Source organism: Edwardsiella ictaluri ATCC 33202 (assembly GCF_000264785.1).
Classification (GTDB): domain Bacteria; phylum Pseudomonadota; class Gammaproteobacteria; order Enterobacterales; family Enterobacteriaceae; genus Edwardsiella; species Edwardsiella ictaluri.
Genome location: NZ_AFJI01000044.1, coordinates 1 through 22,255, shown reverse-complemented (window position 1 = coordinate 22,255; position 22,255 = coordinate 1). Strand labels below are relative to the sequence as shown.

The following is a 22,255-nucleotide window of genomic DNA, read 5'->3' as shown; positions in this document are numbered from 1 at the left end:
GGGGCATCGTTGAATTCATGTTCCCCGCCCGGCGGGGGGATCACCACTGGAGAAGAATATAATGGCTAAGCAAGTTCCGTTCGATATGATTCTGGAGAAGGCGCATCAGTATAAAGATGACATGTCCCGTTTCCTGCGCGATATGATTGCCATCCCCAGTGAAAGCTGTGATGAAAAGCGCGTGGTGCAGCGCATTAAAGAAGAGATGGAGAAGGTGGGCTTCGATCGGGTCGAGATCGACCCGATGGGCAACGTACTGGGCTATGTGGGCCACGGTCCGCACCTGATCGCCATGGATGCCCATATCGACACCGTCGGCGTCGGCAATATCAAAAACTGGACCTTCGACCCTTATGAGGGGATGGAGACCGATGATCTGATCGGCGGACGCGGCGCGTCGGATCAGGAGGGCGGCATGGCCTCCATGGTGTATGCCGGCAAGATCATCAAGGATCTGGGGCTGGAGGATCAATATACCCTGCTGGTGACCGGTACCGTTCAGGAAGAAGACTGTGACGGCCTGTGCTGGCAGTACATTATCGAGCAGTCCAAGATCCGTCCGGAGTTCGTGGTCAGCACCGAGCCGACCGACTGCCAGATCTATCGCGGCCAGCGCGGGCGCATGGAGATCCGTATCGACGTGCAGGGCGTCAGCTGCCACGGCTCCGCGCCGGAGCGCGGCGACAACGCCATCTTCAAGATGGGGCCGATCCTCAACGAACTGCAGGAGCTGTCGCAGGGCTTGGGGTACGACGAGTTCCTTGGCAAGGGAACCCTGACGGTATCCGAGATCTTCTTTACCTCGCCGAGCCGCTGCGCCGTGGCCGACAGCTGTGCCGTCTCCATCGACCGCCGCCTGACCTGGGGCGAGACCTGGGAAGGGGCGCTGGAGGAGATCCGCGCGCTGCCGGCGGTGCAGGCGGCCAACGCCACCGTCTCCATGTATAACTACGATCGTCCCTCCTACACCGGGCTGGTCTATCCGACCGAGTGTTACTTCCCCACCTGGAAGGTCGAAGAGGATCATGTCACGGTGAAAACCCTGAGCCAGGCCTACCAGGGGCTGTTCCATAAGCAGCCGGTGGTCGACAAGTGGACCTTCTCCACCAACGGCGTTTCCATCATGGGCCGCCACGGTATTCCGGTGATCGGCTTTGGTCCGGGTAAAGAGCCGGAGGCGCACGCGCCGAACGAGAAGACCTGGAAGGATCATCTGGTGACCTGCGCGGCGATGTATGCCGCTATCCCGCTGACCTATCTTGAGCAACTGAAGAAGTAATCCATACGTTATCAACCCCGGCATCGTGCATGCCGGGGTCTCTTTGCGGAGCCTCGATGATGAAAAGCCTGATCAAAAACGGCACGGTGGTGAATCACAACGGCGAACGGCGCGCGGATGTGTTGATCGAACACGGTATGATCAGCTGTCTGGAACCCGGCCTGTCGGAGGACGAGGTGGACGAAGTGATCGATGCCGAAGGGTGCTACGTGATGCCCGGCGGAGTGGATGTACACACCCACTTTAATATCGACGTCGGCCTGGCCCGCAGCTGTGATGATTTTTTTACCGGCACCCGCGCGGCGGCGTGTGGCGGTACAACAACCATTATCGACCATATGGGCTTTGGCCCTAAGGGCTGCTCTCTGCATCACCAGCTGGCGGCCTACCACGGCTACGCTGCGGATAAGGCAGTGATCGACTACGGCTTTCACGGTGTGATCCAACATATCGACGAGGCGATCCTCGACGAAATGGCCTCGATGGTGCATGACGAAGGAATCAGCAGCTTTAAGCTCTATCTGACCTACGGTTTCAAGCTTGACGACGATGCGGTGCTGCGCGCGTTGCGCCGTCTGCATCAGGTCGGCGCGCTGACCACGGTGCACCCGGAGAACGATGCCGCCATCGCCCAGCGGCGCGCCCATTATCTGGCCAACGGTCAGGTGGCACCGATCTTCCATGCCCGCAGCCGTCCACTGGAGTGCGAGGCGGAGGCCATTGCGCGCATGATCAATCTGGCGCAGCTGGCCGGGAACGCGCCGCTGTATATCGTTCACCTTTCCAATGGGCTGGGACTGGACTACCTGCGTCTGGCCCGTGCGCGCCATCAGCCGGTGTGGGTCGAAACCTGTCCACAGTATTTGCTGCTGGATGAGCGCAGCTATCTGCGTGAAGACGGCCTGAAGTTTATTCTCAGTCCACCGCTGCGCAACCTGCGCGAACAGGACGCCCTGTGGTGCGGCATCAGCGATGGTGCTATCGACGTAGTGGCCACCGACCACTGTACCTTCCCCTACAGCCAGCGGCTGGCGCTCTCCGGCGGTAACTTCAGCCGCTGTCCCAATGGCCTGCCGGGGGTTGAAAACCGGATGCTGCTGCTGTTCTCCGCCGGGGTGATGACCGGGCGTATCTCGCTGGCGCATTTCGTGTCGTTGACCAGCGCGACCCCGGCACGCCTGTTCGGTCTGTGGCCGCAGAAGGGAGTCATCGCGCCGGGCGCCGACGCCGATGTGGTGATCATCGATCCACGCCGGACGACGACGCTGCGCCATAGCGACTTACATGACAATGCCGACTACAGCCCCTATGAGGGCATGGTATGCCGGGGGGCCATTCGTCATACCCTGGCGCGCGGCGAGCGTATTTTCAGTGAGGGTGAGTTTAGCGCTGAGCCGGGGCGCGGGCGTTTCCTGAAACGGAAGGCGTTTCAGGCACCGGTATAAGCAGTACGGCTGCGCCCGCATACCGCCGGGAAGCTTGCGCGACGGGATGCAGTCCGGTCCAACAACATACGAGTGAGGATATGATGAAGAAAAAAATCGTGCTCGCGCTGGGAGGAAACGCACTGGGCGAGGGGCTGGCCGAACAGATGAAGGCGGTGAAGACCACGGCGCGGGCGATAGTCGATTTGATAGCGCAGGGGCATCAGGTGGTGGTCACTCACGGTAACGGTCCACAGGTGGGGATGATCAACCAGGCGTTTGAGGCGGCGGCGAAAACCGAGGCTCATACGCCGATGCTGCCGATGTCGGTCTGCGTCGCGCTCAGTCAGGGGTACATCGGCTACGATCTGCAGAACGCGCTGCGCGAAGAGCTACGGGATCGCGGCATGCAGACGCCGGTGGCGACGCTGATCACCCAGGTGGAGGTCGATGGGAAAGATCCGGCTTTCCTCAATCCGACCAAGCCGATCGGCTCCTTTTTTACGCAGCAGGAGGCAGAGCTGCTGACGCGCAATGGCTACAACATGAAGGAGGACGCCGGGCGCGGCTATCGCCGGGTCGTTGCGTCACCGAAGCCGGTAGACATTATTGAGAAAGAGACTGTCAAGGCGATGATCGACGCCGGCCAGGTGGTGATCACCGTCGGTGGCGGCGGGATCCCGGTGATCCGCGAGGGCAATCATCTGCGCGGTGCCAGCGCGGTGATCGACAAGGATTGGGCCAGCGCCAAGCTGGCGGAGATGATCGATGCCGACATGCTGATCATCCTGACGGCGGTGGAGAAGGTGGCCATCAACTTTGGTAAGCCGAACCAGCAGTGGCTCGATCGCCTGAGTCTGGCGGACGCCCAGCACTTTATCGATGAGGGGCACTTTGCCAAGGGATCCATGTTGCCGAAGGTAGAGGCAGCACTCTCCTTCGCGCGTACCCGGCCGGGGCGCGCGGCGCTGATCACCGTACTGGATAAAGCCAAAGAGGGGATTGAGGGGAAAACCGGTACCGTCGTTTGCCAGTAATCGCAGGGAAAACAGAAAGGGGCGCCGGGCGCCCCTTTTTAATGTCCTGGTGCCCGGACTGCATCAGGGCTGCGGGTTTAGCTTCATCATGGCTTCCAATACGGCGCCGCCGATGGCACGCGCTTTGTCAGAGACGGTCGTAAAATCGGCCTGTGCGCCGCGCGGATCGACATCACCGATTTTAAATCCGGCGCTGACCTCCAGCCCTTCGCTCAGCAAGCCGCGTACCATACCCTGCAGCGGGGAGAGCACCGGGGTCGTATCGATATGGGCGATGATATCGCCCTCGTTGACCAGATCGCCCAGCTTAACGCAGCAGTGCATGATACCGGTGTGCGGGGCGCGTATCACCCGACGGGTGGTGTGACCGTTGATGTTGCCCGGGATCCCGGTATTGGCCTGGGCAAAGCCTCGGTAGATCACCCGTCCAAGGTGATGCCCGCGGTTGGTTTCGATCACCGCATCGCAGTCCTGTCCTGCCTCGAAGCCGGGGCCGAGGGCGACGGTCACCGGAGCCATATCGCGGCAGGTTCCCAGATTCTGCTTGGCCAGAATGGCATCGACCAGATAGTGTGGCTGCAGCGCCGCCAGCGTGAGGCACTGCGGATCGACCAGCACCGGGATGATCCCCTGCTCAATCAGGCTGAAGGCTTGCTCAGTACCATCGGCGCGGCGGGCGGTGACGCCCTCGACCGTGCTCTCCCCATCGAAGATGGCCTGGGCAAAGGCGACGCTACGGCGGATCACTGTCGGCTTGGCGACCTCCAGCATCAGCACCTGAAACCCGGCATGGTACAGCCTCAGCGCCACGCCGGTGGCAATATCACCGGCGCCGCGGATCGCCACCAGACGGTTGCGCTGCAGACGGATATTCTGTTTCATCAGGCCGCCGGCGGCGCGGTTTTTGATCTGCAGCACCTCGGCCAGAATACTGATGGCGATCTCCTCCGGCGTTTCGGCGCCGATGTTATAGCCGATGGGGGCATGCAGACGCGCCAGCTGAGCTTCGTCTGTGCCGCTCTGGCGCAGCTGCTGACAGAAGGTCTGTACCTTGCGGCGGCTTCCCAGCAGGCCAAGATAGTACAAGGGCTTCCCGATCAGGCAGTCGAGCGCCTCTTTGTCCTGACTGTTGGTCGCGATGATGACAAAGCTCTCCTCCTCGATCTGCATCGCGTTAATCAGCTGGGTAAACGTGTCTCCGTGGTGCAGACGGGTGCCGGGGGGAAACAGCGCAGGATCTAGGCTATCCTGATAGGCATCGGCGACGTGGATGTCGAAGCCCAGCGAGGCCGCGGCGTGGGCGATGGCCCGGTTGACGTGCCCGGCGCCGATCAATACCAGGCGTGGGCGCAGGCCATGTACGTCGATATAGACTGACATAGCGCCACCGCAGTCGGAGCCGACGGCGTCTTGGCCGCTGCGCGCCATACGGCCGTGGAATACACGCGGCTTACGCTCGGCCAACGCCAGCATGGCCTGCTCAATAACCAGCCGTTCGATCATGCCTCCGCCGATGGTGCCGATGATGCCGCCGTCTTTCATTACCAGCATCTGCGCCGAATGACGCGGTGTGGAGCCACGGCTCTCGATGATTTGAGCCATGGCGAATGGGCGGTTTTGTTCCTCGAGTTGCGCAGCTTGTGCAAAGATATTCATAACGACCTCAATGTCGACTGCCTTGTTGTTATTCCCGGCGCGGCGGCGGGCCTGCGCGGGTATCGTTGTTGTCATGGCGCTGCAGAATGCGCGTAATGGGGGGCTGTTCACGGACGGCGCCGAGCCAAACGGCGTCCAGCGCACCATCGTTAAGCAGGGCATACAGACTGGCGTCCGTGACATTATCAGATTGATAAAATCGGTTGATTAGCCAGATTTTATGCGCCTTGGTCGGCGTGCCTTTGAACATCCCTAGCGGATGGCGGATAAAACGGCCCATCGCCGTCATATCCAGGCACTCTCCCTCTGTCAGGCCGCTGCGGGCGGAAAACAGCGGCCAACGGTGTACACAGTGCCCGCCGATCGGATGCCCTAACGTTTGTCCCCCGCTGACGGCAATCACGCAGTGGCTACGCTCAGGGATGCAAGGTTCGTGCCCTGCCGGCGCCTTCAGCGGCAGCTGGTGGGCGCCATCGGCCTCCACCAGGATCACATCGACCAGACGGCGCTGGGACAGGGCATCGATCTGGGCAGGGGTAAAGCCTCGCACCTTACCCTGGACAGGGTCCCAGGCGGCGAAGCAGGCGGTGATCGCCGCGCGCAGTGCCGTGGCGGGGAGTGAGGCCGGATGACGGCAAAACAGGGTGGCTAGGGTATCCGGCAGATACATGCGGGTGGTGGTGGTGACCATTACCCGCAGGCCGCGTTCGGCAAATGCGCGCGCCAGCCAGTGCAAGGCGCTGGTTTTTCCGCCGGCGCCGATCAGGCTTATCAGCAACGGGCCGGGCTCCGCATGGCGGGTTCTCAGCAGTCCCTGCAGTTCGGGTATCATGGCGTTCGGCATATGTGCTATTAATAGAACCGGCTCCCCGTGGCCATTTTTATTCATCGTGTTGCATCCGTTCCCGGACGCCGTGTTTGGCGTCAATATTAACGGCTGCAATTGCGATCATGATGTCAACAGGGTACGGCGCTACTGCTCCTAATCCATTGGGAAAATAGAATGATGCAGCTAACAGAGAATATTATTCCCAAGGCGGTAGATGGAATCATTACCGCCGCGGGACTCTCCTCACGGATGGGGCAGTGGAAAATGATGCTGCCCTATCGCGGTGGCACCCTTCTGGATGCCAGTATTAATAACGCATTGGGGTTTTGTCAGCAAATTATATTGGTGGTTGGTTATCGTGCGGATGAATTGTTGCAGCGCTACGGTAACCATCCGAGAATTCGTACGGTGGTTAATCCAGATTATCACAGAGGGTTATTCTCTTCCGTCCACTGTGGCGCCGCGGCGGTACAAAGCGATTACTGCTTTATTAGCCATGGCGATATTCCCTGTTTGACGCCAGCGCTGTTTTTCCGCCTGTGGCAGCAGCGTGGCCCTTATGCCCTGATACCGCGCTATCGGGGGATCCCTGGCCACCCTGTGCTGCTACCGCGTGTGCTGTTGCCACAGGCCGGGCAATTTTATCCCCAGCGCAGCATGCGTGAATATTTGTTAGCAAAGGATTATCGTTATCTTGATATAAATACGCCTGAAATTATTCTGGATGTCGATACACCGCAGGCTTATCAATTGCTATTGGGTAAGTAAGAGGTTTGCTTTTTATATTTAAGCGATTGCGCTCACAGTTAAAATAATTATCGAAGAATTCGCATATCAAAGTGATACGGCCTCTCTTTTTTTGATAATCTCATCGTTGCTGAATAAGCGGTGTAGAGGCCACCGCGGTTTATTGATTTATATTCTCATTTGGCTCGTGTGAGCCATTTCACAAATAGATAAAACAATTAGATATTACTCACGATTTTTATCATCCAAGGAATAGGAATAAACATCTGGCGTGATTGTTGCTGATGTCTGGATAGCCGCCGGTGTGCGCGGGACGCACCCCGGTAAATCGATATCAGCGTTATGTCGCAGCAAGGAGAGAGTCATGGGTGATATTATGCGTCCTGTTCCGTTTGAGGAGCTTCTGACGCGCATTTTTGATGAATACCATCAAAGCCGCTCTATCTTTGGTATTCCCGAGCAGCAGTTTTACCGTAAGGATAATCAGCGCCTGATCAAGGTGTTCGGTGAAACCTGTGAGACCCCCATCGGCCCTGCCGCTGGCCCCCATACCCAGCTGGCGCAAAACATTATCGTCTCCTGGCTGACCGGTGGTCGTTTTATCGAACTGAAAACCGTACAGATCCTCGATCGTCTGGAGCTGGATAAACCCTGTATCGATGCGGAGGACGAGTGCTTCAACACGGAGTGGTCCACCGAGTTCACGTTGCTGAAGGCACACGATGAGTATCTGAAAGCCTGGTTCGCCCTGCATCTGCTGGAGGAGATCTTTGATCCGCGTACTCAGGGTGAGGCGAAATCATTTATTTTCAACATGAGCGTGGGATATAACCTCGACGGTATCAAACAGCCGCCGATGCAGCAGTTTATTCACGACATGATGGACTCTGCCACACATCCCAAGTTTGCTGAGTACCGCCGCATCCTGGCGCGCTGGGTCGGCGATGAGTCCTTCCTGGCCCGGCTGGGGCTGGCTGAGCGGCGCGATCGTCTGGCGGCGCTGGCTGCGGCTATTCCCGCGGACATGGCGCACGGCGTCACCCTGTCGACCATGCACGGCTGCCCACCGGACGAGATTGAAGCCATCTGCCGCTACATGTTGGAAGAGAAGCAGCTGAACACTTTTGTGAAGCTGAACCCGACCCTGCTGGGCTATGCGCGGGTGCGCGAGATCCTCGATACCTGTGGCTTTGACTACATCGGCCTGAAAGAGGAGTCCTTCGATCACGATCTGAAGCTGGCGCAGGCGCTGGAGATGTTGAAGCGCCTGATGACGCTGGGGCGGGAGAAGCAGCTGAGCTTTGGCGTTAAGCTGACCAATACCCTGGGCACCATCAACAATAAAGGCGCGCTGCCCGGCGGAGAGATGTACATGTCCGGTCGCGCGCTGTTCCCGCTTTCCATCAATGTGGCGGCGGTGCTGTCGCGCGCCTTTAACGGCGAGCTGCCGATCTCCTACTCCGGTGGCGCCAGTAAATTCAACATCCGCGATATTTTTGAGACGGGTATCCGGCCGATCACCATGGCGACCGACCTGCTGAAGCCGGGCGGCTACCTGCGGCTGACCGAGTGCATGCGTGAGCTGGATCGCTCCGAATACTGGGATATGCCGAAGGTGGATGTCGCCCGGCTGGAGGCACTGGCCGCCCGTGCTGTCAGCATGGAGTATACCCAGAAGCAGTGGAAGTCCGATGATCGCATCGACGCCGGCGGCCCGCTGCCGCAGACCGACTGCTATGTGGCGCCCTGCGTCACCGCCTGCGCCATCAAGCAGGACATTCCGGAGTATATCCGCCTGATAGGCGAAGGGCGCTACGCCGATGCGCTGGCGGTGATCTATCAGCGCAACGCGCTGCCGGCGATTACCGGCCATATCTGCGACCACCAGTGCCAGTACAACTGTACCCGTCTGGACTATGACAGTGCGCTGAATATCCGCGAGTTGAAGAAGGTGGCATTGGAGCGCGGCTGGCAAGAGTACAAGCAGCGCTGGCACAAGCCGGCCGGCTCCGGGAACAAGCACCCGGTGGCGGTGATCGGTGCCGGTCCCGCCGGCCTCTCCGCCGGTTACTTCCTGGCCCGCGCCGGGCATCCGGTGACCCTGTTTGAGCGCGAGGCCAACGCCGGTGGGGTGGTGAAGAACATCATTCCGCAGTTCCGCATCCCGGGCGAACTGATCGCCCACGATATCGAGTTTGTCGCCGATCACGGCGTGAAGTTTGAATTTGGCTGCGATCCGCAGCTGACGGTCGAGCAGCTGCAGCAGCAGGGTTTCGCCTATGTGCTGGTCGGGGTTGGGACCGATAAGAATAGCGGCGTGCGTCTTGAGGGCGACAACCGTAATGTCTATCGCTCTCTGCCGTTCCTGCGTGACTACAACAACGGCGTCGTGCTGAAGCTGGGCAAACATGTGGCGGTGGTCGGCGCCGGTAACACGGCGATGGACTGCGCCCGCGCCGCCCTGCGTGTGCCGGGGGTCGAAGATGTCACGGTGCTCTACCGCCGCACCCTGAACGAGATGCCAGCCTACCGCGAGGAGTACCAGGAGGCGCTGGAGGACGGGGTGAAATTCATGTTCCTGACCAACCCGGAGCGCTTCGAGCAGGACGGCACCCTGGTAGCGCGCGTCATGGCGCTCGGCGAGCCGGATGCGCAGGGGCGTCGCCGTCCGGTCGCGACGGACCGCACCGTGACGCTGCAGATGGATGCCCTGATCACCGCGATCGGCGAGCAGGCTGACTGCGAGCGCCTGGCGGCGATGGGGGTTCCATTGGACGACAGCGGCTGGCCGGCGGTGCGCGACACCAGCGGTGAAACAGCACGTGAGAATGTATTCCTAATCGGTGATGTGCAAAGTGGACCGTCGTCTATCGTAGCTGCCATCGGTACCGCCCGCCGGGCAACAGATGCAATTCTGGCGCGGGAGAGCATTGCGAGCAGCTACGGCGATAAGTACTGGAACAACGTCGATCCGGCGCGCATCTACCAGCGCAAAGGGGCGATCTCTGTCACGCTGGTGGACAAAGATGACCGCGACGCCTTCGTGGCACAGGAGGCGCAGCGCTGCCTGGAGTGTAACTACGTCTGCAGCAAGTGCGTGGATGTCTGTCCGAACCGCGCCAACGTCTCCATCGCAGTGCCGGGATTCCAGAACCGTTTCCAGACCCTGCATATTGACGCCTACTGCAACGAATGTGGCAACTGCGCCCAGTTCTGTCCGTGGCAGGGGAAACCCTATAAAGACAAGATCACCATCTTCAGCCTGGCGCAGGATTTTACCAATAGCACCAACCCCGGATTTCTGGTTGAGGGATCTCAGGTGAGCGTGCGTCAGGATGCGCAGATCTGGCAGCTGCGCATCGACGAGGCGGGCGAATTCGCCGAGGTGCCATCGGCGCTCAGCGACATGTGCCGCATCATCAGCCACGTTCATCGCCATCATCACTATCTGCTGGGCCGGGTGGAGGAATAACCATGCTGATTCTGAAAAACGTCACCGCCGTACAGTTTGAGCCGGCGCGGGTCCTGGAAGGGGTTGATATCGCCATCGACGGCGCGGAGATCCGCGCCGTGGGTGACAACCTGCGCACGCAGTACCCCGAAGCACGGGTTAAGGAGATGCACGGGCGTCTGGTGATGCCGGGCATCGTCTGCGCCCACAACCATTTCTACTCCGGTCTGTCGCGCGGCATCATGGCCAACATCGCGCCGTGCCCGGACTTTATCTCCACTCTGAAGAACCTGTGGTGGCGCCTGGATCGGGCGCTGGATGAGGAGTCGCTGTACTACAGTGGGCTGATCTGCTCGCTGGAGGCGATTAAGAGCGGCTGTACCGCGGTGATAGACCATCACGCCTCGCCCAACTATATCGCCGGCTCTCTGGCAACCCTGCGCCAGGGATTTCTGAAGGCCGGTCTGCGTGGTATGACCTGCTTCGAGACTACCGACCGCAACGGCGGTACTCGTGAGCTGCAGGCGGGGGTTGAGGAGAATATCCGCTTCGCCCACCTGATCGACGACGCCAAGGCGAAGGGGAACGAACCCTACCTGGTGGAAGCACACATCGGTGCCCACGCGCCGTTTACTGTCTCCAACGCCGGTCTGGATATGCTGCGGGAGGCCCTGCGCGCCACCGGGCGTGGGCTGCATATTCACGCGGCGGAGGATCGCTATGATGTATCCCATGGCCACGATAAATATGGGCAGGATCTGGTGGTGCGTCTGGCCGAGTATGACCTGATTAACGATAAGACCCTGTTGGCCCACGGGCTGTATCTCTCTGATGAGGACATCCGCATCCTCAACGAGCAGGATGCTTTCCTGGTGCACAACGCTCGCTCCAATATGAATAACCACGTGGGCTACAACCAGCGTCTGGCGCAGTATCGCAATCTGGCGCTCGGTACCGACGGCATCGGCGCGGACATGTTTGAAGAGCTGAAGTTTGCCTTCTTTAAACACCGCGATGCCGGCGGCCCGCTGTGGCCGGACAGCTTTACCCGCTTCCTGTACAACGGCAACCAGCTGCTTGGCCGTAACTTTGGCGCCCGCTTTGGCCGTTTGGAGGCGGGTTATAAGGCGGATCTGACCATCTGTGATTATCCGTCACCGACGCCGCTGGCGGCACAGAACATCGGTGGACATCTGGCCTTCGGCCTGGGTTCATCCAGCGTGCACAGCGTGATGGTCGAAGGGGTGATGGTGTATGAGAATCGCGCATTCCCGTTTGACGTTGAGCCAATTTACGCCGAAGCCCGCAGGGTCGCCGCCAAGATGTGGCAGCGTATGGATGCACTGAACTGAGACCATAAAACCGCGCGGGCTTTGGCCCGTGCGGTTTTACACAAAGAGGGTGGAACATGATTGAGCAATTTTTCCGGCCGGACTCCGTAGAGCAGGCGTTGGAGCTTAAGCGTCGCTTTCAGGATCGGGCTGTTTACTTCGCCGGAGGAAGTAAATTAAACGCCACGCCCACGCGCACCGAGAAGACGGTGGCTATCTCCCTGAAAGGGCTAGGTTTGGATCGGGTTACCTGGCATGGCGGCGCGTTGCACCTCGGCGCTCTGACAACGCTGCAGCAGCTGCGCGATACGGCGCGGCTGCCCCAGGCGCTGCAGGATGCACTGGGCTTTATCTATTCACGCCATCTGCGCAACCAGTCTACGTTGGGCGGCGAGCTGGCGGCCTGCCAGGCCGAATCGGTACTGACGCCGGTGCTGTTGGCGTTGGATGCCCGTCTGCAGAGTGCCGACGGCGCGGTGATCGCGCTGGAGGATTACCTGGCTGCCCCGGATGATCGTCTGTTAACGGCGGTGATCATCGACGATCCCTTGCGCTGCTGCGCTACCCGTAAGGTGAGCCGTTCGGCGGCGGGCTGGTCGGTGGTGACGGCGGCCGTCGCGCTTCCGGGCGATGGGGGCCGACGTATCGCCCTGGACGGCGTCGCCTCTCGGCCGCAGCGTCTGCGCGACGTGGAGGGGCTGGCCCTGGAGGGCGAGCCGCTGGCACAGGCGGTTGGTGCCGCGATCGCGCCGGGCGCGGATCTGGGTGGCAGCGAAGCGTATAAGCGCTATATCGCGGGCGTAGTGGTGGCTGAACTGTTGGCGGACTGCCAGCAGATGAGGGAGGAAGCAAAATGACAATTCGCTTTACGCTGAACGGCACCCCGCGCACGCTGGCGTGTCAGCCGGGCGACAATGTACAGCAGCTCTTGTTTGGACTTGGCATGCACTCTGTCCGCAACAGCGACGATGGATTCGGCTTTGCCGGCTCCGATGCCATTATCTTCGACGGGGTGGTGATCAACGCCTCCCTGCTGATCGCCGCCCAGTTGGAAGGGGCGGTGGTGCGTACCGCCGAATCGCTCGGCGCCTGGAATCTGCTGAGTCCGGTGCAGCAGGCGATGGTCGACGTGGGCGTGGTGCAGTCCGGCTATAACGATCCGGCGGCGGCGCTGATCCTGACCGATCTGCTGGAGCGTATTCCGTCGCCGAGCCGTCAAGATATCGATGATGCCCTCTCCGGGCTGTTCAGCCGCGATGCCGGTTATCAGCAGTTTTACCAGGTGGTGGCGCTGGCGGCGGCGCGAATGCGCGATCCGCTGTATCAGATGGAGGTGGCACCCGAGTTTCGCGACGATCTGAGCGTGGTCGGTAAAAACTGTCCAAAGGTGGATGCGGCCAAGATGGTGCAGGCCAAGCCCTGCTACGTCGAGGATCGCATCGCGGCGGACGCCTGCGTGATCAAGATGCTGCGCTGTCCCCATCCCCATGCGCTGATCGTTCGTCTGGACGTCAGCCGGGCTGAGGCGCTGCCGGGCGTGGTGCACGTCATTACCCATCTGAACTGCCCGGATGTCTATTACACCCCCGGTGGACAGAGCGCCCCGGAGCCGTCGCCGCTCGATCGCCGCATGTTTGGCAAGAAGATGCGCCACGTCGGCGATCGCGTCGCCGCCGTGGTGGCGGAGAGCGAGGCTACCGCGCTGGAGGCGTTGGCGCTGATCGAGGTGGAGTATCAGATCCTGCGCCCGGTGATGTCCATTGACGAGGCGATGGCCGACGATGCCCCGCAGATCCATGATGAGCCGATCGTGTATGTGAACGGTGCCCCCGGCGATCTGGAGGTGCAGAATCGGGGCTCGGCGCAGCGCGGCGAGCATATGATCATCAATTTCCCGATCGGGGCGCGCCCGCATGACAATATTGCTGCCAGCGTGCACGGTCGTATCGGGGACGTGGAGCAGGGCTTCGCACAGGCGGATGTCGTCATCGAACGCACCTATGAGTCTACCCAGGCTCAGCAGTGCCCGACCGAGCCACACATCTGCTACACCTATATGGACGGCGATCGTCTGGTGGTGCATGCCTCCACCCAGGTGCCGTGGCACGTGCGCCGCCAGGTGGCGCGCATCGTCGGGATGAAGCAGAACAAGGTCCACATCATCAAGGAGCGCGTCGGCGGCGGTTTCGGCTCCAAGCAGGATATCCTGCTGGAAGAGGTGTGCGCCTGGGCGACCTGCGTCACCGGGCGTCCGGTCTACTTCCGCTATACCCGAGAAGAGGAGTTTATCGCCAACACCTCGCGCCACGTCGCCAAGGTGAAGGTGAAGATCGGCGCCACCAAAGAGGGGCGTCTGACCGCCATCGACATGGACTTCCGCGCCAACACCGGCCCCTATGGCAACCATTCCCTAACGGTGCCGAGTAACGGCCCGGCGCTGTCGCTGCCGCTCTATCCCTGCGATAACGTCAACTTCCAGGTCACCACCTATTACAGCAACATCTGCCCGACCGGGGCCTATCAGGGCTACGGGGCGCCGAAGGGGAACTTTGCCCTGACCATGGCGCTGGCCGAGCTGGCCGATCATCTGGGCATTGACCTGCTGGATATCATCGAACTGAACCGGGTGCATGAAGGACAGGAGCTGAAAATCCTGGGCGCCATCGGCGAAGGCAAGATGCCGACCTCGGTCCCCTCTGCCGCCAGCTGTGCGCTGGAGCCGATCCTGCGCAAGGGGCGTGAACTGATTGACTGGGATGCGCCGAAGCCGGCCGAGGGTGACTGGCGTGTCGGACGCGGGGTGGCGATCATCATGCAAAAGTCGGGCATTCCTGACATCGATCAGGCCAACTGCATGATTAAACTGGAGTCTGATGGCACCTTTATCGTGCACTCCGGCGGCGCTGACATCGGTACCGGTCTGGATACGGTGGTCAACAAGCTGGCGGCCGAGGTGCTGATGTGTCCGATGTCAGAGATCCATGTTATCTCCGGCGATACCGACCATGCGCTGTTTGATAAGGGGGCCTACGCCTCTTCCGGCACCTGCTTCTCCGGCAACGCGGCCAAGAAGGCGGCGGAGAATCTGCGCGAGAAGATCCTGTTCCACGGCGCGCAGATGATCGGCGAGCCGCGTGAGGATGTCACCCTGGTCGCACCGGGGATCGTGCGCGGCAAGCGGGGCGAGGTGAGCTATGCCGATATCGCCCACAAGGCGGAAACCGGCACCGGCTTCGGTACGCTGGTGGCAACGGCCAGCTATATTACGCCGGACTTTGCCTTCCCCTATGGGGCCAACTTCGCCGAGGTGGCGGTGAACGTGCGCACCGGCGAGATCCGATTGGACAAGTTCTATGCCCTGCTGGACTGCGGTACCCCGGTGAACCCCGAGCTGGCGCTGGGGCAGATCTATGGCGCCACCATGCGCGCCATCGGCCACAGCATGAGCGAGGCGATCCGCTATGACCGCGAGGGGCGGCCGATCACCCGCGATCTGCGCACCTACGGCGCGCCGATGATCGGCGATATCCCGCGCGATTTCCGCGCTTTCCTGGTACCGAGCGACGATCAGGTTGGCCCATACGGTGCCAAGTCGATCTCTGAAATTGGGGTGAACGGCGCTGCACCGGCCATCGCCACCGCGATTCACGACGCCTGTGGGGTTTGGCTGCGTGAATGGCACTTTACTCCGGAGAAGATACTGAACGCGTTAGGGAAACTGTAAGACCGCGTGCGGGCCGCCCCGTTGGGGCGGCCCTGCGCTAACGATTCAATTAGCCGTTGGATAATGAATATCTGAACTGCACAGCCATAGACGGATTAATGGGGAAAACACTCTCAGGGGCGTCCCTTGCCGCGCGGCGGGAAAATGGGTAGGCGGATATTTATTAATTGGATCAGATGATCAAATTTACCAGGGGAGTAAAGGGATGTCTGATATACCGCGTGCTGGATCCGATCTTATTTATCAACTCGAGGATAAACCGCCATTTCACCAGCTCATGGTGGGTGCGGTGACTCACCTGCTGGCGATTTTTGTCCCCATGGTGGCACCGGCGCTGATTGTCGGTACCGCGCTGGGCCTTTCCACCGAAATCACCGCCTATCTGGTCTCCATGGCGATGATTGCCTCCGGCGTTGGCACCTGGCTGCAGGTCAACCGCTATGGCTGCGTCGGCTCTGGCCTGCTGTCTATCCAATCGGTCAATTTCTCCTTTGTTACCGTGATGATAGCTCTGGGCGGCGCGATGAAACACGATGGCCTGCATGAGGAGCTGATCGTGTCGACTCTGCTGGGGGTCTCCTTTGTCGGTGCCTTCCTGGTGGTGGGCGCCTCGTTTATCCTGCCTTACCTGCGCCGGGTGATCACCCCGACGGTGAGCGGGGTGGTGGTACTGATGATCGGCCTGAGCCTGATCAAGGTTGGCATCATCGATTTCGGCGGTGGCTTTGCCGCCAAGAGCAGTGGCACCTATGGTAATTATGAAAACATCGGCGTCGGCCTGCTGGTACTGCTGGTGGTTATCGGCTTTAACTGTGCGCGTCATCCCTTACTGCGGATGGGCGGCATCGCCATCGGGCTTATCGTCGGCTATATCATGGCGCTGTGTCTGGGCATGGTGGATTTCAGCGCCCTGCGCGACCTGCCACTGGTTACCGTTCCGGTTCCCTTTAAATATGGTTTTACCTTTGACATGCACGCTTTCCTGGTGGCTGGCACCATCTATCTGCTCAGCGTGCTGGAGGCGGTGGGAGATATCACCGCGACGGCGATGGTCTCGAATCGCCCCATCGAAGGGCCTGAGTATCAGTCGCGTCTGAGCGGTGGCGTGCTGGCCGATGGGCTGGTGTCGGTCATTGCTTCTGCCCTGGGCTCATTGCCGCTGACCACCTTTGCCCAGAATAACGGGGTGATCCAGATGACCGGCGTGGCCTCACGCTATGTCGGTCGGGCTATCGCCGGGATGCTGGTACTGCTGGGGCTGTTTCCGGTCATCGGGCGCTTTTTTACCACCATTCCGGCTCCGGTATTGGGCGGCGCGATGACGCTAATGTTCTCCATGATCGCTATCGCCGGGATCCGCATCATTATTTCCAACGGATTGCGTCGCCGCGAGACCATCATCGTCGCCACCTCCCTTGGGCTGGGGCTGGGTGTCTCGTACGATCCGGCCGTGTTCCGGGTATTGCCAGATTCGCTGTACGTATTGGTAGAGAATCCCATTTGTGCCGGTGGTCTGACGGCAATCATCCTCAACTTACTGATTCCGATGCGCAAGAAAGCGGAGGTCCGTCGGGAAGAGGATGAACCGACAGGCACATTGTCTGCAGAAGAAGAGATGGACTGAGTCGATGTCTTGGCTGATTAGGAGTTAATCATGGTTTGTGAACATACCCTCAAGGCAGTCCGCGGTAGCATTCTGGATGTCACCCGTACGGTGACCGATCCGCAACAGGTTGAATCTGCACTGCGTTTTATTGAGGACGGTCTGTTATTGATCCGCAATGGGAAAGTGGACTGGTGCGGCAGCTGGGAAGAGGGGCGGGGGCGCATTCCCGCATCGATTCGGGTGCGGGACTACCGCGGCAAGCTGATCGTCCCCGGCTTTGTCGATACCCATATTCACTATCCGCAGAGCGAGATGGTCGGGGCCTATGGCGAACAGCTGTTGGAGTGGTTGAACAAGCACACCTTTCCCACCGAGCAGCGCTATAACGATCTCGATTACGCCCGCGAAATGTCTAACTTTTTCCTTAAACAGCTGCTGCGTAACGGCACCACCACCGCCCTGGTGTTCGGCACCGTGCATCCGGAGTCGGTGGATGCGCTGTTTGAGGCTGCCAGCCATATCAACATGCGGATGATCGCCGGCAAGGTAATGATGGATCGCAATGCGCCGGACTATCTGTTGGACGATGCGCAGAGCAGCTACGAACAGAGCAAGGCACTGATCGAGCGCTGGCACAAGAATGGCCGCCTGCTGTATGCGGTGACCCCGCGCTTTGCACCGACCTCCAGTCCGGAGCAGCTGGCGATGGCCCAGCGCCTGCGCGAAGAGTATCCCGACACCTATTTGCATACCCATCTGTGTGAAAACCGCGACGAGATCGCCTGGGTCAAGTCGCTGTACCCGCACCATGACGGCTATCTGGATGTGTATCACCAGTATGGCCTGACCGGGAAGAACTGCGTGTTCGCCCACTGTATCCACCTGGAGGAGAAAGAGTGGGACTGCCTGAGCGATACCGGTTCTTCGATCGCCTTCTGCCCGACCTCTAACCTGTACCTCGGCAGCGGCCTGTTTAACCTGCAACAGGCCTGGCGCAAGCGGGTGAAGGTGGGGATGGGAACCGACATCGGCGCCGGGACCACCTTTAACATGCTGCAGACGCTGAATGAGGCTTACAAGGTGATGCAGCTGCAGGGCTGCCGCTTGTCCGCCTATGAGGCGTTCTACCTGGCAACCCTGGGCGGCGCGGCCTCTCTGGGGCTGGACGATCGCATCGGTAACTTCCTGGTCGGTAAAGAGGCCGACTTTGTGGTTCTGGAGCCGACGGCGACGCCGCTGCAACAGCTGCGTTATGACAACTCGGTCTCTTTGGTGGATAAGCTGTTTGTCACCATGACACTGGGCGATGATCGCACCATATATCGTACCTATGTCGATGGTCGTTTAGTGTACGAACGCACCTAAAATGTCGCGTTTGTGGGTTGAAATGACGAGGTATTAGGCCAGATAATCGTTTGCCTTTTGCTTCTGTCCCATTTTTACCCGAATTTGGTTACAGGATGTAGTGGCAGGGAGTAGCGGCTGTCCACGGGGACAGCCGGATGGGGCGGAGGGCAGATACAGCGTTATGGGCCGCTCTGCAATAACATACGTAATCGATTACGTTACAGAAAAGTTTTTTAAATCACTCAGAGGACATCATCATGTCTAGCGATTCTTCTCAGGTATCAGCGGCAGGGAAGTCACGGGGATCACTCGATACATTTTTTAAGATCTCAGTGCGTGGTAGCAGCGTGCGCCAGGAAGTGCTCGCCGGTTTAACGACGTTTTTGGCGATGGTTTATTCGGTGATCGTGGTACCGGGCATGCTGGGTAAGGCTGGGTTTCCACCGAGCGCCGTATTTGTGGCGACCTGTCTGGTGGCCGGTTGTGGCTCTTTACTGATGGGGCTGTGGGCCAACCTGCCGATGGCGATTGGTTGCGCCATCTCCCTCACCGCCTTTACCGCCTTCAGCCTGGTGTTAGGGCAGCAGATCAGCGTGCCGGTGGCGCTGGGTGCCGTATTCCTGATGGGTATTCTGTTTACCGCCATCTCGGTGACCGGGATACGGACCTGGATCCTGCGTAACCTACCGATGGGGATTGCCCACGGTACCGGTATCGGTATCGGTCTGTTCCTGCTGCTGATCGCCGCCAATGGCGTCGGCCTGGTGGTGAAAAACCCGTTGGAGGGGCTGCCGGTGGCGCTGGGCGCCTTCACCTCGTTCCCGGTGATGATGTCCCTGCTGGGGCTGGCGGTGATCTTCGGTCTGGAAAAGCTGAAGGTACCGGGTGGCATTCTGCTGGTGATTATCGGTATCTCCATCGTCGGTCTGATCTTCGATCCCAGCGTGAAGTACCACGGTCTGGTCGCGATGCCGAGCCTAGCTGGCGCTGATGGCCAGTCGCTGATCTTTAGCCTGGATATCATGGGCGCCCTGCAGCCGGTGGTGTTGCCAAGCGTACTGGCCCTGGTGATGACCGCGGTGTTTGATGCCACCGGAACCATCCGCGCGGTGGCTGGTCAGGCGAATCTGTTGGACAAAGATGGTCAGATTATCAGCGGCGGCAAGGCGCTGACCGCGGACTCCGTCAGCTCGATCTTCTCTGGTCTGGTCGGCGCAGCGCCGGCGGCGGTGTATATCGAGTCTGCCGCCGGTACCGCGGCTGGTGGGAAAACCGGTCTGACCGCCGTGGTGGTCGGGGTACTGTTCCTGCTGATTCTGTTCCTCTCGCCGCTCTCTTATCTGGTCCCGGGCTACGCGACGGCGCCGGCGCTGATGTATGTCGGTCTGCTGATGCTGAGCAACGTCGCCAAACTGGACTTCAACGACTTCGTCGATGCAATGTCCGGTCTGGTGTGCGCGGTGTTTATCGTGCTGACCTGTAATATTGTTACCGGCATCATGCTCGGCTTTAGCACCCTGGTGATCGGTCGCGTGTGCTCCAAAGAGTGGAACCGTCTGAACATCGGTACCGTGGTGATCGCGGTGGTGCTGATGGCGTTCTACGCCGGTGGTTGGGCGATTTAAGCGGCTCTGCCATTCCCCTGAGGAAAAGCGCCTGCGGGCGCTTTTCTGCTGTCGGGGCATCGCAAATATCAACGGCGTCGCTACCGCAGTGCATTTTCAGTGTTATCTCTGCTCCTTAGGGTAGATTTCTCTTCGGCTCAAAATTCATAAGATGATATTTTGTAAAGCGTTGCGTTAGCCCTGTTGGCGTTGAGTCTGAAAGAACATGGAAATATTCTTCACAATCCTGATCCTGATTTTGGTGGTATCGCTCTCCGGCGTGGTAACGCGCCTGCTACCGTTTCAAATCCCGCTGCCGCTGATGCAGATCGCCATCGGGGCGCTGTTGGCCTGGCCCCACTTTGGACTGCATGTGGATTTTGACCCTGAGCTGTTCCTGGTATTGTTTATTCCGCCGCTGCTGTTTGCTGACGGTTGGAAAACCCCGACGCGGGAGTTTTTGTACCACGGCAGGGAGATCCTGGGGCTGGCACTGGTATTGGTGCTGATCACCGTGGCTGGCGTCGGCTACTTTCTGCATCTGTTGCTGCCGGAGGTGCCGCTGGTGGCGGCCTTTGCGCTGGCTGCCGTGTTGTCGCCCACCGATGCCGTGGCGCTTGGTGGTATCGTTGGCCAGGGGAGGATACCTAAAAGCATCATGGGGGTGCTGGAAGGGGAGGCGCTGATGAACGATGCCTCCGGCCTGGTTTCCCTGAAGTTCGCTATCGCGGTGGCGATGGGCACCATGGTGTTTACCGTCTCCGGTGCGACGTTGGAGTTTCTGAAAGTGGCGTTGGGCGGTCTGCTGACCGGCGCGGCGGTCACCTGGCTGTACAGCAAGTCCCTGCGGATGATGAGCCGCTGGGCGGGAGATGATCCGGCGACCCAGATCGTCCTTCTGATGCTGTTGCCGTTCGCCAGCTATCTGATCGCAGAGCATGTTGGCGTTTCCGGTATTCTGGCGGCGGTGGCGGCGGGGATGACTATCAGCCAGTCCGGAGTGATCCGCAATGCGCCGCTGACGATGCGCCTGCGTGCCAACAGCGTGTGGGCGATGCTGGAATTTGTGTTTAACGGCATGGTGTTTATCATGCTGGGCCTACAGCTGCCGGGGATCCTGGAGAACTCGATTATTCAGGCCGACCTCGACCCCAATATCGAAACCTGGTATCTGTTCGCCGACGTGGTGCTGGTGTATGCGCTGCTGCTGGTATTGCGTTTCCTGTGGCTGTGGGGGATGAAACGTATCAGCCTGCGCTTCTTTAAGCACAACCCGCTGCAGTTTGCCTCCTACGGCATACGCGATCTGTGGATTGCTTCGTTTGCCGGGGTCCGTGGGGCCATCACGCTGGCCGGTGTGCTCTCCATTCCCCTGTTCCTGACCGACGGTACGCCGTTCCCCGGTCGCTATCAGCTGGTGTTTCTGGCCGCCGGAGTGATCCTGTTTTCCCTGCTGGTGGGAGTGGTGGCGCTGCCGCTGCTGCTGCGCGGTGTCGAGATCACCGATAGCGTGGCCTACCGAGAGGAGGAGCTGATGGCGAAGTCGGTCAGCGCCGAGGTGGCCATTGAGAGCCTGAAGAAGATGCAGGAGCGCCTTGAGGCTGATACCGAGGAGAACATCGATCCACAACTGCTGACCGAAGTCAGCTCGCGGGTTATAGGCAGTCTCAGGCGGCGGGTGATGACCAAGGAGAACGCCGACGAAATCCGTGAGGTGGAGAATCTGGAGCGCCGTTTTCGCCTGACGGCGCTGCGCGCTGAACGCGGCGAGCTGTACCACCTGCGTGCCACCCAGAAGATCAGTAACGAGACGCTGCAGAAGATGCTGCACGATCTGGATCTGCTGGAGGCGCTGCTGGTCGAAAAAAGCTAAGGGTTAGCGTTGAGCTTTTCCGCCCCGGAGGCCGTGCTTCCGGGGCTAATGAGATGGTCACCCCCACCCTGTGAGCGGTACGCTGGCAGGGTGTTTTTCTTTCTGGAGAGGCCATCATGGAAAACATTGCGCTTATTGGTATCGATCTCGGTAAACACTCTTTTCATGTTCACTACCAGGATAAATCTGGTAAGGCGCTTTTGCGTAAGAAATTCACCCGCACGAAGCTAATGCAGTTTCTGGCAACATGCCCGTCCGCAGTTGTTGTTATGGAAGCTTGTGCCGGTGCGCATTTTATGGCGCGGTGTATCAGCGATATTGGCCATAAAGCAAAACGTATCTCTCCG

General features: G+C 59.8%; 14 protein-coding genes and 1 pseudogene. 13 read left to right on the top strand and 2 right to left on the bottom strand.

The genetic code is table 11. From position 1 onward, the window contains the following. The first annotated feature begins 61 nt into the window (after positions 1-61). The 3 genes from EIEH_RS05710 to arcC all read left to right on the top strand — a co-directional run bounded on the left by EIEH_RS05710 (position 62) and on the right by arcC (position 3,740). Positions 62-1,279: a YgeY family selenium metabolism-linked hydrolase gene (locus tag EIEH_RS05710; RefSeq protein ID WP_015872735.1), complete on the top strand. Its 1,218-nt coding sequence runs from the start codon at positions 62-64 to the stop codon at positions 1,277-1,279. Positions 1,280-1,338: 59 nt separating this feature from the next. Beyond that, positions 1,339-2,724 (top strand): dihydropyrimidinase, encoded by a 1,386-nt coding sequence (gene hydA / locus EIEH_RS05705; RefSeq protein ID WP_035609001.1) that lies wholly within the window; start codon positions 1,339-1,341, stop codon positions 2,722-2,724. Between the two features lie 83 nt (positions 2,725-2,807). Continuing rightward, a complete protein-coding gene (gene arcC / locus EIEH_RS05700; RefSeq protein WP_015872733.1) occupies positions 2,808-3,740 on the top strand; it encodes a carbamate kinase in 933 nt (310 codons plus the stop codon). A 63-nt stretch (positions 3,741-3,803) separates the two neighbouring features. On the opposite strand, the gene yqeB is transcribed toward arcC, so the two are convergent. Further along, entirely contained in the window at positions 3,804-5,396 is a 1,593-nt protein-coding gene (gene yqeB, locus EIEH_RS05695) for a selenium-dependent molybdenum cofactor biosynthesis protein YqeB (protein WP_015872732.1), read from the bottom strand. Positions 5,397-5,424: 28 nt separating this feature from the next. Next, a complete protein-coding gene (yqeC, locus tag EIEH_RS05690) occupies positions 5,425-6,285 on the bottom strand; it encodes a selenium cofactor biosynthesis protein YqeC (protein WP_035608994.1) in 861 nt (286 codons plus the stop codon). Positions 6,286-6,399: 114 nt separating this feature from the next. On the opposite strand from yqeC, the gene mocA reads away from it, so the two are divergent. The 10 genes and pseudogenes from mocA to EIEH_RS05640 all read left to right on the top strand — a co-directional run. After that, entirely contained in the window at positions 6,400-6,993 is a 594-nt protein-coding gene (mocA, locus tag EIEH_RS05685; RefSeq protein ID WP_035608991.1) for a molybdenum cofactor cytidylyltransferase, read from the top strand. Positions 6,994-7,336: 343 nt separating this feature from the next. Further along, a complete protein-coding gene (ygfK, locus tag EIEH_RS05680; RefSeq protein ID WP_015872728.1) occupies positions 7,337-10,444 on the top strand; it encodes a putative selenate reductase subunit YgfK in 3,108 nt (1,035 codons plus the stop codon). A gap of 2 nt (positions 10,445-10,446) precedes the next feature. Next, positions 10,447-11,775 carry a putative aminohydrolase SsnA gene (gene ssnA, locus EIEH_RS05675; RefSeq protein WP_015872727.1) on the top strand — a complete coding sequence of 443 codons (1,329 nt, stop codon included), beginning with the start codon at positions 10,447-10,449 and terminating at the stop codon, positions 11,773-11,775. Positions 11,776-11,831: 56 nt separating this feature from the next. Continuing rightward, positions 11,832-12,611, top strand: a complete 780-nt coding sequence (gene ygfM, locus EIEH_RS05670; RefSeq protein ID WP_015872726.1) for a molybdopterin-dependent oxidoreductase FAD-binding subunit — start codon at positions 11,832-11,834, stop codon at positions 12,609-12,611. Next, complete coding sequence (locus EIEH_RS05665) at positions 12,608-15,478, top strand: molybdopterin-dependent oxidoreductase Mo/Fe-S-binding subunit (RefSeq protein ID WP_015872725.1); 2,871 nt, start codon at positions 12,608-12,610, stop codon at positions 15,476-15,478. Before ygfM ends, EIEH_RS05665 begins: the two co-directional genes overlap by 4 nt. A gap of 205 nt (positions 15,479-15,683) precedes the next feature. Further along, entirely contained in the window at positions 15,684-17,102 is a 1,419-nt protein-coding gene (locus EIEH_RS18850) for a nucleobase:cation symporter-2 family protein (RefSeq protein WP_015872724.1), read from the top strand. A 30-nt stretch (positions 17,103-17,132) separates the two neighbouring features. Further along, the gene (gene guaD, locus EIEH_RS18845; protein WP_015872723.1) at positions 17,133-18,449 is read left to right on the top strand and encodes a guanine deaminase; all 1,317 of its coding nucleotides are present in this window, start codon (positions 17,133-17,135) and stop codon (positions 18,447-18,449) included. Positions 18,450-18,688: 239 nt separating this feature from the next. Next, the gene (locus tag EIEH_RS05650; protein WP_015872722.1) at positions 18,689-20,056 is read left to right on the top strand and encodes an NCS2 family permease; all 1,368 of its coding nucleotides are present in this window, start codon (positions 18,689-18,691) and stop codon (positions 20,054-20,056) included. A gap of 205 nt (positions 20,057-20,261) precedes the next feature. Next, entirely contained in the window at positions 20,262-21,908 is a 1,647-nt protein-coding gene (locus EIEH_RS05645) for a Na+/H+ antiporter (protein WP_015872721.1), read from the top strand. 116 nt (positions 21,909-22,024) lie between these two features. Further along, positions 22,025-22,255 (top strand): annotated as a pseudogene (locus tag EIEH_RS05640) (IS110 family transposase); the annotation flags it as partial.